Annotated in this window: 14 protein-coding genes and 1 pseudogene; 6 read left to right on the forward strand and 9 right to left on the reverse strand. The window is 59.8% G+C overall.

The genetic code is table 11. From position 1 onward, the window contains the following. Positions 1–5 precede the first annotated feature (5 nt). The 3 genes from FJ973_RS07605 to FJ973_RS07615 are packed head-to-tail and all read right to left on the reverse strand — an operon-like array spanning position 6 to position 2,340. Positions 6–1,349, reverse strand: a complete 1,344-nt coding sequence (locus tag FJ973_RS07605; protein WP_140522885.1) for a HAMP domain-containing sensor histidine kinase — start codon at positions 1,347–1,349, stop codon at positions 6–8. Beyond that, entirely contained in the window at positions 1,349–2,014 is a 666-nt protein-coding gene (locus tag FJ973_RS07610; RefSeq protein ID WP_140522887.1) for a response regulator transcription factor, read from the reverse strand. The genes FJ973_RS07605 and FJ973_RS07610 overlap by 1 nt, the downstream gene beginning before the upstream one ends. Continuing rightward, the gene (locus FJ973_RS07615; protein ID WP_140522889.1) at positions 2,014–2,340 is read right to left on the reverse strand and encodes a PepSY domain-containing protein; all 327 of its coding nucleotides are present in this window, start codon (positions 2,338–2,340) and stop codon (positions 2,014–2,016) included. The genes FJ973_RS07610 and FJ973_RS07615 overlap by 1 nt, the downstream gene beginning before the upstream one ends. 131 nt (positions 2,341–2,471) lie before the next feature. Here FJ973_RS07615 and FJ973_RS07620 point away from each other — a divergent pair, with 131 nt between their 5' ends. From FJ973_RS07620 to FJ973_RS07630, 3 genes are all read left to right on the forward strand, one after another. Beyond that, on the forward strand, positions 2,472–2,750 hold the full coding sequence (locus FJ973_RS07620) for a hypothetical protein (protein WP_140522891.1): 279 nt from the start codon (positions 2,472–2,474) through the stop codon (positions 2,748–2,750). A 117-nt stretch (positions 2,751–2,867) separates the two neighbouring features. Further along, positions 2,868–3,335, forward strand: coding sequence for a DUF2231 domain-containing protein (locus FJ973_RS07625; RefSeq protein WP_140522893.1), 468 nt, complete (start codon positions 2,868–2,870; stop codon positions 3,333–3,335). Positions 3,336–3,465: 130 nt separating this feature from the next. Then, complete coding sequence (locus FJ973_RS07630) at positions 3,466–4,164, forward strand: CBS domain-containing protein (protein ID WP_140522895.1); 699 nt, start codon at positions 3,466–3,468, stop codon at positions 4,162–4,164. 289 nt (positions 4,165–4,453) lie between these two features. On the opposite strand, the gene FJ973_RS07635 is transcribed toward FJ973_RS07630, so the two are convergent. From FJ973_RS07635 to FJ973_RS07650, 4 genes and pseudogenes are all read right to left on the reverse strand, one after another. Next, on the reverse strand, positions 4,454–4,723 hold the full coding sequence (locus tag FJ973_RS07635) for a DUF6455 family protein (RefSeq protein ID WP_140522897.1): 270 nt from the start codon (positions 4,721–4,723) through the stop codon (positions 4,454–4,456). Between the two features lie 94 nt (positions 4,724–4,817). Beyond that, positions 4,818–5,250, reverse strand: a pseudogene (locus FJ973_RS31245) (NUDIX hydrolase). Positions 5,251–5,293: 43 nt separating this feature from the next. Continuing rightward, positions 5,294–7,939, reverse strand: coding sequence for a magnesium-translocating P-type ATPase (mgtA, locus tag FJ973_RS07645; RefSeq protein ID WP_224656229.1), 2,646 nt, complete (start codon positions 7,937–7,939; stop codon positions 5,294–5,296). Further along, positions 7,939–8,751, reverse strand: coding sequence for a universal stress protein (locus FJ973_RS07650; protein WP_140522901.1), 813 nt, complete (start codon positions 8,749–8,751; stop codon positions 7,939–7,941). Before FJ973_RS07650 ends, mgtA begins: the two co-directional genes overlap by 1 nt. Before the next feature lie 257 nt (positions 8,752–9,008). Between FJ973_RS07650 and FJ973_RS07655 the strand changes: the two genes are divergently transcribed. Next, positions 9,009–10,499, forward strand: a complete 1,491-nt coding sequence (locus FJ973_RS07655) for a PAS domain-containing sensor histidine kinase (RefSeq protein ID WP_224656241.1) — start codon at positions 9,009–9,011, stop codon at positions 10,497–10,499. Beyond that, complete coding sequence (gene fixJ, locus FJ973_RS07660; RefSeq protein WP_140522905.1) at positions 10,486–11,100, forward strand: response regulator FixJ; 615 nt, start codon at positions 10,486–10,488, stop codon at positions 11,098–11,100. The genes FJ973_RS07655 and fixJ overlap by 14 nt, the downstream gene beginning before the upstream one ends. 225 nt (positions 11,101–11,325) lie before the next feature. Here the strand turns inward: fixJ and FJ973_RS07670 are convergent, their stop codons facing one another. Next, a complete protein-coding gene (locus FJ973_RS07670) occupies positions 11,326–11,559 on the reverse strand; it encodes a hypothetical protein (protein ID WP_140527996.1) in 234 nt (77 codons plus the stop codon). Between the two features lie 196 nt (positions 11,560–11,755). Here FJ973_RS07670 and FJ973_RS07675 point away from each other — a divergent pair, with 196 nt between their 5' ends. Continuing rightward, the gene (locus FJ973_RS07675) at positions 11,756–11,974 is read left to right on the forward strand and encodes a biotin/lipoyl-containing protein (RefSeq protein WP_224656228.1); all 219 of its coding nucleotides are present in this window, start codon (positions 11,756–11,758) and stop codon (positions 11,972–11,974) included. A 505-nt stretch (positions 11,975–12,479) separates the two neighbouring features. Here the strand turns inward: FJ973_RS07675 and FJ973_RS07680 are convergent. Then, a complete protein-coding gene (locus FJ973_RS07680) occupies positions 12,480–12,770 on the reverse strand; it encodes a cytochrome c (protein WP_140523410.1) in 291 nt (96 codons plus the stop codon). Positions 12,771–12,819: the final 49 nt, after the last annotated feature.

The following is a 12,819-nucleotide window of genomic DNA, read 5'->3' on the forward strand; positions in this document are numbered from 1 at the left end:
GACGCTCAACTGTGTCGTCGCAAGGAAATGGCCATAAACAGACCCGGATCGGCGTTGGCCATGGCAAGGCGTCCGCCATAGGCTTCGACGATATCGGATACGATGGCCAGGCCAAGCCCGCTGCTGCCGCCCTTGCTGTCGAGCTGGACACCACGGGACAGAGCGGTCTCCCGATCGGCATCCGGTATGCCAGGACCATCATCGGCGACAGTGACGATTACCTCGTCAGCGGTGGAGGATGCATCGACACGCACTGACGACTTTGCGTAGCGCGCGGCGTTTTCGACCAGATTGCCGAGGATTTCCGACAAGTCGCCTTCATCCATCGGCGCTGTCAGATCCTCCGGGACGGTCATCTTGAATGAAAGCTGCTTGCCGCTTGGCGTGCGCTTGACGACGGCAATGACGCCGGCCGCGACCTGCGATACCCGGCAGGATGCCTCGCCGGAAACGCCGGGCGCGAGGCGGGCGCGCGCGAGCTCCCGCTCGACATGGCGCCGGATCGCTTCTGTGCTCTTCTCGATCTCGTCGGCCAGATCCGTCTCGCCTTTCTTGCGCAAGGCACGGATGTCAGCCGACAGGACCTGGAGCGGCGTCTTGAGGCCGTGCGCCAGATCGGTGGCGCGCGAACGGGCCCGAGCAAGAGCCTTCTCCTGGGCATTGAGAAGACGATTGATTTCGTCAGCGAGCGGCTGCACTTCGCTCGGTGCCACCACATCGAGCCGTGTCGTTCGCTGCGCAATCACGCTTCCGACGGCGGCCCGCAAGGTCTCCAGAGGTGCGAGACCGATCGTGATCTGGATGAAAAACGCGGCCATGAGAACTGCGGCGAGCATCAAGAGAGCCGGAGCAAGATCGCGAACATACTCGCTTACAGACGCCTCGATGGTTCGATGATCCTCCGCCACGACTGCGCGAAAGGACCGACCTCCGGCGTCGATGATTGTACGCTCGACCGCAATGCTGAGTTCTCCGCCAGGTCCCGTGAACTCCTCGACCGTTCGCATCTCACCCGTTGCGCTGCGGGCAGGCAGGACCAGCTTGGCGTCCCACAAAGATCGTGAGCGCTGGAGACCGCCGGTAGCGATGTCTTCGACCTGCCAGTAATAACCGGACAGCGGATTGGCGAAGCGCGGGTCGGTGAGCACCGGGGCTAACACCAGTTGGCCGTTGCTTGTGAAGGTCGTTGCGCCGATCAACTCATTGAGATCGACCGTCAGCTCGCCCACAACGCGCCGCTCGACGTGAAGTTCAAACAGATAGCGCAAGCCGGCGCCGGCTATGGCGAGCGCGACAAGAATCGAGATCGTTGCCGCCAGCCACAGCCTGAAGCGGATCGAGCCGCCCATCAGGCGGGATCATCGGGCATCAGATACCCGAAGCCGCGCCGCGTTTCGATGGCGCCACTCCCGAGCTTGCGACGCAAGCGCGCGACGATCACCTCGATCGTGTTCGGATCGCGGTCGTTCCCTGAATCGTAGAGATGCTCAGCAAGTTCGGTGGGCGCCACCACCCGACCAGCATGATGCATCAGAAACGCCAGGAGCCGGTATTCCAGCGGCGAAAGAGAAATGGGGACGCCACGGAGCGAAATACGCATCTGGCGCGTATCCAGAAGCAACGGCCCGGACCTCAGAACGGGTGCGGCCTGCCCGGCCGAACGACGCAGGATCGCCCGCAATCGGGCGAGCAGTTCTTCCATCTCAAAGGGTTTGGGAAGATAGTCGTCAGCACCGGAATTGATACCGTCCACGCGTTCGGTCCACGTACCTCTTGCCGTCAGGATGAGAACCGGAAACCTGCGCTCATTGGCCCGCCAGCGCTTCAAGACAGTGAGACCATCGAGCTTCGGCAACCCGAGGTCCAGGATCGCAGCATCGTAGTTCTCCACATCGCCTGCGAACCAGGCAGCCTCTCCATCGCGAACGATATCAACCGCCAGACCGGATGCCTTAAGGGCTGTAGCGATATCGGCGGCGATACGGGGCTCGTCCTCGGCAAGGAGGATCTTCATCAGTCCCCCTCCCTTTCGCGCATGATGACACCGGCACCGGCGTCAACATCGACAGTCTTTCGCCGGCCATCGGCGCCGACGACCTGGAATCGATAGACCCATTTGTTGGCCTTGCGGAGGAGGTCAACCGCGACGATGTCGCCTGGAGCCTGCGCGCGAACAATATCGAGGATATTGGAAAGGCCTTTTATCTCACCGTGTTCGTAGAGATCCCGCGCCCTGTCATGATCGCCATCGTCGTCCTCGTCAGCCCGCGCGGCAAGTGGCTGGGCCAGGACAAGCCCGGCCAGGCCCAGGATTGCGAGGCTCTTTAGTTTGACCATCATGAGGGAGGCATGTCGCACGTCGAAGCTTTCAATTTGCTGTCAACCATCCACAGCTGCCGGCAAGCAAAGGCTCGCTATCACGGCATCCTCGCGGCCAATCATGGCCGCGCAGAGAAAAGGATGTCGAAACCATGCGCAATTCCCTGTTCTTACTCGCAGCACTCGGATGCTTCTCGACCTTTGCCCTGCCGGCAGCCGCTGAATCTGAAGAAGGTTCATGCGCAGCGTCATCCTCATCCTCAATTGCCCCTGCCGGCCCAATCGATCTGGAGGCCATCCCCATGCAGGATGCCACCGGTCCCAAGGCGATCAAGGGCGTTGGCGATGACCACGAATGCGACGACAGTCACACTTCCAGTAAGGCCGTTTTCAGCAGCACTGACGAGGACGGCCAGGGGGACGACGACTGATACCGAAAAGCTTATGCCCAGCCCTTGAGCTGGGCGTCCGCTGATCAATTGCGCTATCGCCAAACTTACCCCCTCTATCTGCGCCATCCCTTGGCCACTCCGGAGATTTTCCTTGTCATGATCCCAGTCCAGCATATCCATCCCATGCTCGTGCATTTTCCCATTGTCCTCATCTACACTTTGGCGGCGATCGACCTTGTGGTGCTCGCTCGCGGCAACGCGGTGACCAAGCGTTCTGGCGTGGGGACGGTATCGACCTTTATCGCTCTCGCAGCCGGGGCGTTCGCGATTGGAACCTGGTTCTATGGGGGAATGGCACTCGATCATGCTGAAGCCGCCGGCTTCAGCAGTGACATAGCGGAGATCCACGAGAGCCTGGGAGGTATCACAGCGTTCGCGTTTCTGATCTGGGGCCTAGTGAGGCTCGGCCTTTGGGTGCGGAATCGTGAACTGCGGCTACTGACCATTGCTATTCCTCTGGTCGAAATTGGCGGAGCAATTCTGGTCACGGCGACGGCCTATTATGGTGGACTGCTTGTCTACGAACTTGGCGTGAACGTCGCTAAGACCGCGATCGCTGGTTGACGGGCACGCGCCTGGTTATTTGCAGCCCCAGCTTGGGTCATTTGTCTCGAGGGCAAAATGATTCAAATCAAGGCCCTTCGCTCATGCGGCATCTAAGAAGCCGGGAATGAAATATCTCCGGGGAGCGAGCATGCAAGCCGAAGCCATCATGAGCAAGCCAGTCATCTGCACGGACCCGTCCGCCTCGATCGCCGAGGTGGCCGGGCTGATGCTGTCCAATAAGATCAGCGGCCTGCCTGTTGTTCGCGGCGACGGCACGCTGGTGGGGATTGTCAGCGAGGGCGATTTCCTGCGACGAGGAGAACTGGACACCGAGCAAAAGCGCTCGCGCTGGCTAGAGTTTCTCGTCAGTCCTGGAAAGGCCGCCGACGAATATGTCCACGCCAATGGTCGACGGATCGAGGAGGTGATGTCCAGCGATGTCGTCACGGCGTCTCCCGCCGCGTCGCTCGCCGAGGTCGTCGAACTCATGACGCAACATCACGTCAAACGCATTCCGGTCATCGATGCCGGGAAAGTCGTCGGCATCATCACCCGTTCTGATCTGCTGCGGGCATTGCTCAGCGTCCTTCCGGATGCAGGCCGTTCGGTCATCGATGACGAGCAGATTCGCCACAACGTCGCTGGCGAGCTTGCAAAGCACAAATGGACCGGCAAAGACCTGATCCACGTGATGGTGAACAAGGGCGTGGTGATATTGAGCGGTGTCATCTTCGACGAACGTGAGCGCCAGGCAGCCTTTGTGGCAGCCGAAAACGTTGCCGGCGTAAAGGCTGTCAGGGATGGTCTCTTCTGCGCCGATCCGTTGTCCGTGGTGCTTGTTTCGTAGCGGCGGGACGATCCCGACGAACTTGCCACTGCAAGCCGCGGGTCCACGATCAATCTCGCTCGACAGCGAATTGTCGAGAATGAGAACATCACCAGCCGATTACCATGCCAAACGGGTTTGGATGCTCGCCTGAAGATGTGGCCACCAGCTGAAGAGGTCCGTGCTATCAAGCCCGCCAGGGCGATCCATGGAGTCCGGAGCCTACGCATCCGGTTGCGCTGGACCTCCAAGACGTACGGTCTTTCCAGAGGTTGAGTGACCCTCCATCCAGCTCGAGGCGTCGACGGTTCTAACGTTGACCGGCGGCGTGTTGCAGCCGTGCGATAAGATCACGGTTGCGGCAATAGTCTGGCGGATTATCGGCTTGCTGGTGTTCGTCGAGCCAGGTCGAGCATTCGTCCTGATGCCCACACGAGCGGCATCGGTCCACTGCCCGGTTGGTGACGGCGGCATGATCCGGCACCGATTTCAATTGTTTGTCGACGCCAAGCTTCTGCATCATGCGGCCCATCAGGGCGGTCCTGGCGTCGACTGAAACCAGATAATCGAGAAATGTCATGCTGATCACTCCTGCCTAGCGACCATCATTGTCATGTCGGCGGCCGCAATCATTGATCTCGATCAACAGCAGGCGTCGTTGCTAATCCCTGAGGCTAAACGGGAGGGCTTGGGCTCTGAGCTGAAGCGACAAGGCGGTCGAGAAAACGCCGTTGGCCGACTACCAACTTGTCCCGGGCCAAGGCTAGATCCAGCCATTCACCGCGGTCGACGTCGACAAACAATTGTCCCCGGCCACTGCGTGGTGGCCACTCCATAGCAGACAGATTGCTGCGCATCATCGCGGTGTCGAAATCACCCTCGAGCGCTGGGTTTGCCTTCTCGCTGGCGCTACTCACCCAAATTCAGCAGTGGGCCCTTGAGCTCCCAGCCTGTCTCTTCGGTGAACTCGCGCCGCGCCGTCCCCGCTAGGATTATACTCGCCCTTGCAATCGACCAGGCCCCAAGATCTCGCTTTTGCCAGAATGGGCCGCCTGGATGAACGAGCAGCACCTGCAGCCCCTTGTCCAATCTGCGATAAGGCAAAATGCCGGCGCTCTTTTCACGATGGTTTCAAGCCTCTCCACCCAGCCTATAATGTCGGGTACGCAGAATGAGACTTGGTGGCTCTGCCAATAGGTTGCCCCGGCCTCTTCGGGTGCGACTGCGGCTCCTCCTGGCCGAAGAACCCGCGCTTTGTCGCCTCTGAGGCCCATAGATAGAGCGCGGTGATAGCGACAAGTCCGGCAAGTATAGGCAGCGGCAAGGGCACGAAACCGAACCAGTCTGCGAACGGCAGATACGGAATCATGATCGCGACAAACCCGACGCCCAGTGTCAGCCAGGCGAGCAAGGGGCTCGGACGGCTCGCCCAAAAAGCGCGGTGCGTACGAACGATGAGCACGATTGCAAGCTCGGTCAGCAACGATTCGACAAACCAGGCTGTCTGGAATGCAGCCTCTGTGGCATGGGCGAAGAGCAGCAGGAACGCGAAGGTTGCGAAATCGAACAGCGAACTGACCAGGCCAAAGCTGATCATGAATCGCCTCACGAAACGGATGTCCCAGTGGCGCGGCCTGTGCAGCTGATCTGCGTCAACGTTGTCACTTGCGATGGCGAGTGAGGGCACGTCGGAAAGGAAATTGTTGAGCAGGATCTGCTTTGCCAGAAGTGGCAGGAAAGGCAGGAATAGCGAGGCGACCGCCATACTTATCATGTTGCCGAAATTGGCGCTGGTGGTGATGGAGATATATTTCATGGTGTTGGCGAAGGTCTTGCGGCCGTCGTCGACGCCCCGCACCAGCACTCCGAGATCCTGCTTGAGAAGGATGATATCGGCAGCCTCACGCGCGACATCGCATGCGGTGTCGACGGAGACCCCAATATCGGCCTCATGGAGCGCGGGCGCATCATTGATGCCGTCACCCAGATAGCCAACGACATGGCCCCTGCTCCGCAAGGCCTGGACAATGCGTTCTTTCTGGTTGGGGTCGATCTCGACGAAGAGGTCAGTGTCCTGCACGGCTGCAAAGAGCGCGCTCTTGGTCAACTTCGACAGATCCTCCCCGGTCATGATCCGATCGCTACGCAAGCCGACCGCTTGAGCAAGATGGGCTGCAACGTAGCGGTTGTCGCCCGTAATGACGTTCACGGCGATGCCCCGGTGGGCGAGTTCGGCAAGCGTGCTCTTTACGCCTTCCTTGGGCGGGTCTAGGAAAAGCAGAAAGCCGGCGAAGGCGAGATCGACCTCGTCCTTCCTGCCATAGGTAGCGTGGCTTTCAAATCGACGCGTCGCTAGCCCCAGAACGCGATATCCTTCCGCGCTCCAGCGTCGAAACATCTTGTCGATCGCCGCGCGGTGCGTGTCTTCGAGAGGTTCCAGGCCTTTCGCTGTGCCGACGAAGCTGCAGGTTTCGAGGACGTTCTGTACTGCGCCTTTCGTGATCAGAAGATCTTCGCCATCCTTGGTTCGCACAACAACGGATAGGCGCTTGCGAATGAAATCATAAGGGATCTCGTCGACCTTGGTGAAAGCGGCCAATGATGCACCCTTGCCCGGCGCACCGGCGATGGCTTCGTCCAGCGGGTTCTTCAGTCCAGTGTGCAGGGTTGCGTTGAGACGTGCCCAAAGCAGGATGTCGGTTGACGGGTTGCCGTCGACATCAAGCCATCCGTCAAGGTGGATCACGCCTTCCGTCAGCGTGCCGGTCTTGTCGGTGCAAAGCACGTCCATGCTGCCCAGATTCTCGATGGCGTCGAGACGGCGCACGATGACGCCATTGGCAGCCATGGCGCGGGCGCCACGAGCAAGTGTTACACTGATAATGGCCGGGAGCAGTTCAGGTGTGAGGCCGACCGCGAGTGCCAGGGAAAACAACAGCGATTCTATCAGCGGACGATGCAGCATCAGATTGGCAAAAAACACGATGATGACAATCGCCAGCATGATCTCGGTCATCAGATAGCCAAACGATCTGATCCCGCGGGCAAAATCCGTTTCCGGGATTTGTCGCTCCAGTGCCGCTGCGATGGAGGCGAATTCGGTGCGCCGGCCGGTCGCTGCCGCAAGCACGGTCGCCGTGCCGCTGCGCACGGACGTACCGGTAAACACCGCATTGTTGCGTTGGGCGACGGACGCATCAGGATCTGATCGCCCCGCCGCCTTCAGGACGGGGAAGGTTTCGCCAGTCAGCACCGCCTCGCTGACATTGAAATCCCGCGCTTCGAGGATGACGCAGTCGGCAGGTATGAGGTTTCCGGCCGATAGCCGGATGAGGTCGCCCGGCACGATTTCTTCGGCAGAAACGGAGGATTCGACGCCATCTCGCAGCACGGTAGCCTTGCGCGAGATACGCTGTTTAAGTGCCTCTGTCGCCCGCGACGCCCCATACTCCTGGGTGAAGCTGAGAACGCAACTTGCCAGCACGATCGCCCCGATGATTGCGGCCTCCTGACCTGCACCGACGAAGGCCGAAACGCTAGCCGCGAAGATCAGGATCAGGACAAGCGGGCTACGGAACTGGCGAACGAACACGCTAAGCGCCGACGCGCCTGACTTCGAGGCCGGCGTATTCGCGCCGTATTTGATGAGCCGCGAGGCGGCATCCGACCCAGCCAGGCCCGATGTGGGCGAAGTTGCCAGACCTCGCACGAGATCTTCGCTGGTGATCGACCAATACGGACTTGCGGCCGCCGCAACGGAATGTTGGTCCACGCCAGAAGACACGATATTCGCCATCAGTATGACAGGAAGCGGTTGATGCTGCTCTCTTCGATCAGCGTGCGGGTGACGCCACCAAACGCCCATTCGCGCAGGCGGCTATGGCCATAGGCGCCTGAGACGATCATGTCGGCATTGATCGAGCGTGCGAATGTCAACAACTGCTCGCCATCGACTTCACCGGTGATCAGTTCCGTCTGCGCCATGATGCCATGGTGCTCAAGATAGACAGCGACATCGGCGAGACTGTCACGAACATTGTCGTCGCCTTTGGCGGCGGCGATCGTGGCGACGACAACCTCATTGGCCTTGGCCAGAAAAGGCAAGGCATCCGCCACCGCCCGTCGCGCCTCCCTGGTATCCTTCCAGGCAACCAGGACCGTATTAGCGCGGAGGTGTTCGACGTTGTTTCCGATGACCAGGACTGGCCGGCCGATGCCGAGCGCCAGGCTGCCAACATCGGCGGCGCGAAACACGTCGTCTCCCGACGCACCGGTCACGACAAGATCGGCTGCGCGGGCGAAAACGCTGAGGAAGCGGGTCGGGCTGCAGACGGCCTGTCCCCACTCGCTTGTGATCGAAGCCGGGACCAGGCTTTCGAACTCGGCACGCAGTTCGGCAAGCCTCTTTTCGATTTCAGTCCGCTGAATCTGCATGACCTCCCCTTCGTAGACCATGCCTTCACCCGTCGCGACCAAGGGCGGAACATCCGCCGCCGCCAGACCAATGAGATGGGCGCCGAAACGCTCTGCGAGTTCGATACCCACTTTCACAATCGCAGCAGGGGGCGTATCGACGGCGAGATTCGCGATTATGGACTTGTAGGACATTGGACGCGCCTTTCACTCAAGCGTTTCGAATGTGCTATGAATTGCATTCACGGGCGCTGGCTTCCTTGATGCGCGTCAAAGAACCGGCCAATCGCTTTTGCATCTAGACTTCGGCCTCGATCCGTTTTGTCTCTGATCGGAGAAGTGATAGTTAGGCCTTGTTTATGTGTCTCGAGCCTAAGGAACCGCGGGTGATCCAAGACGAAGCATTCAGTTTGACGCCTGGCGGGACGACGCTCGAATCCCTATTGTCGCAAATGTTCGATCGGGCGCCCGGGTTCATGGCTCTGATACGCGAGCCTGACCATGTGTTCGTACTGACCAATGCCGCCTACCAGCAACTCATTGGCGACCGGCAGGTTATTGGAAAATCGGCGCGCGAGGCCTTTCCCGAACTCGAAAGACACGAATTCCTCGAACGGCTCGACCGCGTGTACGTGACTGGCGAGTCCTACAGCGGCAAAGGCGTGAAGGTCGGATTCCGCAACAGCAGCAATGGGCCAATTGAAGAGCGTATCCTGGATGTTGTCTATCAGCCGATCAGGGCCGATGACGGTCGAATTACCGCCATCTTCATTGAAGGCACGGATGTCAGCGACCTCTCATTTGCGAATGCCGCGCTTCTGTTGCGCGAAGATCATCTGCGTTCAATCCTGGCGACCGTGCCTGATGCGATGGTCGTCATTGACGAGCAAGGCAGTATCCAGTCCTTCAGCACGGCCGCCGAAACGCTGTTCGGTTACCAGTCGGGCGAGGTCATCGGACAGAACGTCAAGATGCTGATGCCGGCGCCCTATCGCGAAGAGCACGATGCTTATCTGCTTCGCTACCTGACGACCGGGGAGCGTCGGATCATCGGGCTCGGCCGCACCGTGACCGGGGCACGCAAGGATGGCACGACTTTCCCGATGGAGCTTTCCGTCGGCGAAATGCACCCGGGAACCGGACGCTTCTTTACCGGCTTTTGCCGCGACCTGACTGAACGTCATCGCGCGGAAGCAAGAATTCAGGAACAGCAGCAGGAGCTTCTGCACATGGCGCGGTTTACCGCCCTTGGCGAGATGGCATCGACGCTCGCTCATGAGATCAACCAACCGCTGACAGCCATCACCAATTACCTGAAGGGCAGCCGACGGCTCCTGGAGAAGAGCACGGAAGCAAACGCGCCGATGCTGCGGGATGCCGTGGAAAAGGCCGCCGAGCAGGCCCTGCGGGCAGGCGACGTCATTCGTCATCTGCGCGATTTTGTTGCCAGGGGCGAAAGCGAGCGCCAGGTCGAGCGATTGCCGGCGCTCATCGAGGAAGCCTCGTCGCTCGCCCTGGTTGGTGCGAGGGAGATCAATGTCCAGATCGGCTACAAGCTCGACCCTGCCGCGGAACTGGTCTTGACCGATCGCATCCAAATTCAGCAGGTTCTGCTCAATCTGATGCGCAACGCAGTGGAGGCCATGCAGGAAACGCAGCGCCGTGAATTGAAAATCACAACCGTTGCCCGGGACGATGGCATGGCTGAAGTGAGCGTGATCGATACCGGTCCGGGGCTCGCGCCAGAGGTTTCGGCGCAACTGTTCCAGCCATTTGTGACCACCAAGAAGCAGGGTATGGGTGTCGGTCTCTCCATCTGCCGCACCATCGTTGAATCGCACGGCGGCCACATCTGGGCCGAGGCAATGCCGACGGGCGGCACCGCCTTTCGGTTCACCTTACGCATCGTTGAGAAGGATGAGGTCACAAATGGCCGACAGTGATCTGGTCCACGTCGTCGACGACGATGTTGATGTTCGCAAGTCTCTCGGTTTTCTGCTGGCGACAGCCGACTTTGCCGTACGCCTGTACGAGTCGGCCACTGCTTTTCTCTCAGCGGCGGATGGCCATCTCGACGGCTGCATCGTTACGGACGTGCGCATGCCGGGAATAGACGGCATCGAATTGCTACGGCAACTCAGAACAGGCGGCCACAAGATTCCGGTCATCATCATGACAGGTCACGCCGACGTGGCGCTCGCCGTTCAGGCCATGAAGGAAGGCGCTTCCGATTTCGTCGAAAAGCCGTTTGACGACGAGATGCTGATCCAGGCGATACGCTCTGCACTGGCCAACCGGAACGAGGCGAACGCGGCGCATCCCCAGTCCGCGGATATCCGCGCGCGTCTATCGACCTTGTCTGACCGCGAGCGCCAAGTGCTGGACGGACTCGTTGCCGGTTTACCCAACAAGACGATTGCCTACGATCTGGGGATCAGCCCGCGCACGGTCGAAATCCACCGGGCCAATGTCATGAGCAAAATGGAGGCGAGTAGTCTGTCACACCTGGTGCGTATGGCGTTGATCGTGGAGTCCCGACCCTAGGGAGAGTCCTCGAGAGGATTGCGATTTCTGACCTCGGTCCTTTCCCAATCCCAATCGCGCCAATGGGTCGGCCGGATGTCGAGACGGGCACCACTAGCAGCATTCTTCCAGCCCTCCTTTATCCTTCTGCAGGCAAACACAAGCGCGTGCTCGCCGTCTTCGTCGAAAACGGCCAGTTCTAGATCGCGACCAAAAGGAGCGCTTAGGATTGGTTTCCACATCGCATCAAAATCTTCGCAAACGGTGTGGCGCGCCTTGATCTGCATCACTTTTTGAAATTACCGGCAAAGCGGGCGCGATTGCCTGTGTCGAACCGATGTCGACCACAATTCCTGCGGCAGACGCCATACCGGCCGCAATCACATGCGCGCCGCGGGCAGCCCAATCGATCGCGATTGCAGCATTGATATCTGATCCGACGTCCATGGCGATGGGCACCATTTCCCTGAACTGCTCCATGACCTCGCTCCGGCGATGATCGGCCATCTTAGGCCGGCTGCCGAACCAGAATTTGATCCGCGTCAATCACCGCACAATCGCGGCATCTGCGCCATACGCCGATTGATCGTGATCAAGGACTGCGCCGCCTAGGAGCCTATCGTTCGACGGCAAAACGAGATTTGCCATGCGGTATACCTAGGTCGACGAAGGCGCAGTGGCGGCCAGCATGTTGCCAGAGGGCATCCTGGAGCACTGGTTCATTGCCAGCGGCGACCCGATCAGGGCCGGAGAGCGCATAGCCGAGGTTCGCGTCGAAAGCGCGCTGCACGAGATTGTCGCGCCGGCAGCTGGGCGTGCGACCATTGTCGCATCGGCGAATACCGTCATTAAACCTGGATCGATCCTGGCAATCCTGGTGTCGCAGCCTGCTTAAGCCCTCAGCGCCTCAGATTGCCGTTCAGCAATACACGCAAGGATTTCCAGCAATGGCGACCCGACACGCCGCGCCTGCGACCATTGTGAAGCCAAGGTGTTCTTTTTCAACCGCGAGAACCTCCGACAGTGTGAGACTTGCGACGACGCTTGCGCATCATCCGAGCCACAACAAGGCTGGCTCGGTCGACGGCAAGCGTGCATTGGGAAATCAGGCCTTCTACCACGACATCCTCAGCGCCCTTCGGTCCGCGACCAGGGTCGGCGAAGCACGAGCTGGCCACGCACATCCGCGAGTACAACACCGGCTTAAACAATCGCATTGTCGGCATCGAACCGGCGGATCCTCCTACCGAGGCCCAGATCCTGGCGCATGCGCAGTCGTTTCTTCGTGCCCCTGGCCGGATGTTGCCCTGGCCCTCTCCGGTAGCAGTTTGCTGGCCGGCAATTGGCCGCGAATAGCCGGAGCCGTTCAGACCCGATCGCCTGCCGCATTCGAGACTGGGTCACGGCTGCTGCAGCGTGCTGATATACGTGATGATTGCTTCGATCTGATCGGGGCTCGCAGTCCACTCTGGCATATCCGGATGGCCAGTCGAAATGCCCTCCGCAAGAGCTTCCTCCAGATCGGAGATCGGATAGCGCTTTGACAAGGTGCGAAATGGCGGAGCGTCGGGATGGTTGCTCCTGTCAGTTTTTCCGACGGCGTGACAGCGGGCGCAGTTGACCTCCACCAACGCCTTGCCATGCTCCGTTACGCTATCGGCCAAGGCTGGCTGCACACATCCGAGTAACATCAACGCAAATACGGAAGCCCTGAGACGACTATGTCTGTAAACGGCGTTC

The organism is Mesorhizobium sp. B2-1-3, from assembly GCF_006442495.1.
GTDB lineage: Bacteria > Pseudomonadota > Alphaproteobacteria > Rhizobiales > Rhizobiaceae > Mesorhizobium.

Bases quoted from the DNA above. Each gene is read 5' to 3' on its own strand.
- FJ973_RS07605 (WP_140522885.1), bottom strand. From the start codon at position 1,349: ATGGGCGGCTCGATCCGCTTCAGGCTGTGGCTGGCGGCAACGATCTCG.
- FJ973_RS07610 (WP_140522887.1), bottom strand. From the start codon at position 2,014: ATGAAGATCCTCCTTGCCGAGGACGAGCCCCGTATCGCCGCCGATATC.
- FJ973_RS07615 (WP_140522889.1), bottom strand. From the start codon at position 2,340: ATGATGGTCAAACTAAAGAGCCTCGCAATCCTGGGCCTGGCCGGGCTT.
- FJ973_RS07620 (WP_140522891.1), top strand. From the start codon at position 2,472: ATGCGCAATTCCCTGTTCTTACTCGCAGCACTCGGATGCTTCTCGACC.
- FJ973_RS07625 (WP_140522893.1), top strand. From the start codon at position 2,868: ATGATCCCAGTCCAGCATATCCATCCCATGCTCGTGCATTTTCCCATT.
- FJ973_RS07630 (WP_140522895.1), top strand. From the start codon at position 3,466: ATGCAAGCCGAAGCCATCATGAGCAAGCCAGTCATCTGCACGGACCCG.
- FJ973_RS07635 (WP_140522897.1), bottom strand. From the start codon at position 4,723: ATGACATTTCTCGATTATCTGGTTTCAGTCGACGCCAGGACCGCCCTG.
- mgtA (WP_224656229.1), bottom strand. From the start codon at position 7,939: ATGGCGAATATCGTGTCTTCTGGCGTGGACCAACATTCCGTTGCGGCG.
- FJ973_RS07650 (WP_140522901.1), bottom strand. From the start codon at position 8,751: ATGTCCTACAAGTCCATAATCGCGAATCTCGCCGTCGATACGCCCCCT.
- FJ973_RS07655 (WP_224656241.1), top strand. From the start codon at position 9,009: ATGTTCGATCGGGCGCCCGGGTTCATGGCTCTGATACGCGAGCCTGAC.
- fixJ (WP_140522905.1), top strand. From the start codon at position 10,486: ATGGCCGACAGTGATCTGGTCCACGTCGTCGACGACGATGTTGATGTT.
- FJ973_RS07670 (WP_140527996.1), bottom strand. From the start codon at position 11,559: ATGGAGCAGTTCAGGGAAATGGTGCCCATCGCCATGGACGTCGGATCA.
- FJ973_RS07680 (WP_140523410.1), bottom strand. From the start codon at position 12,770: ATGTTACTCGGATGTGTGCAGCCAGCCTTGGCCGATAGCGTAACGGAG.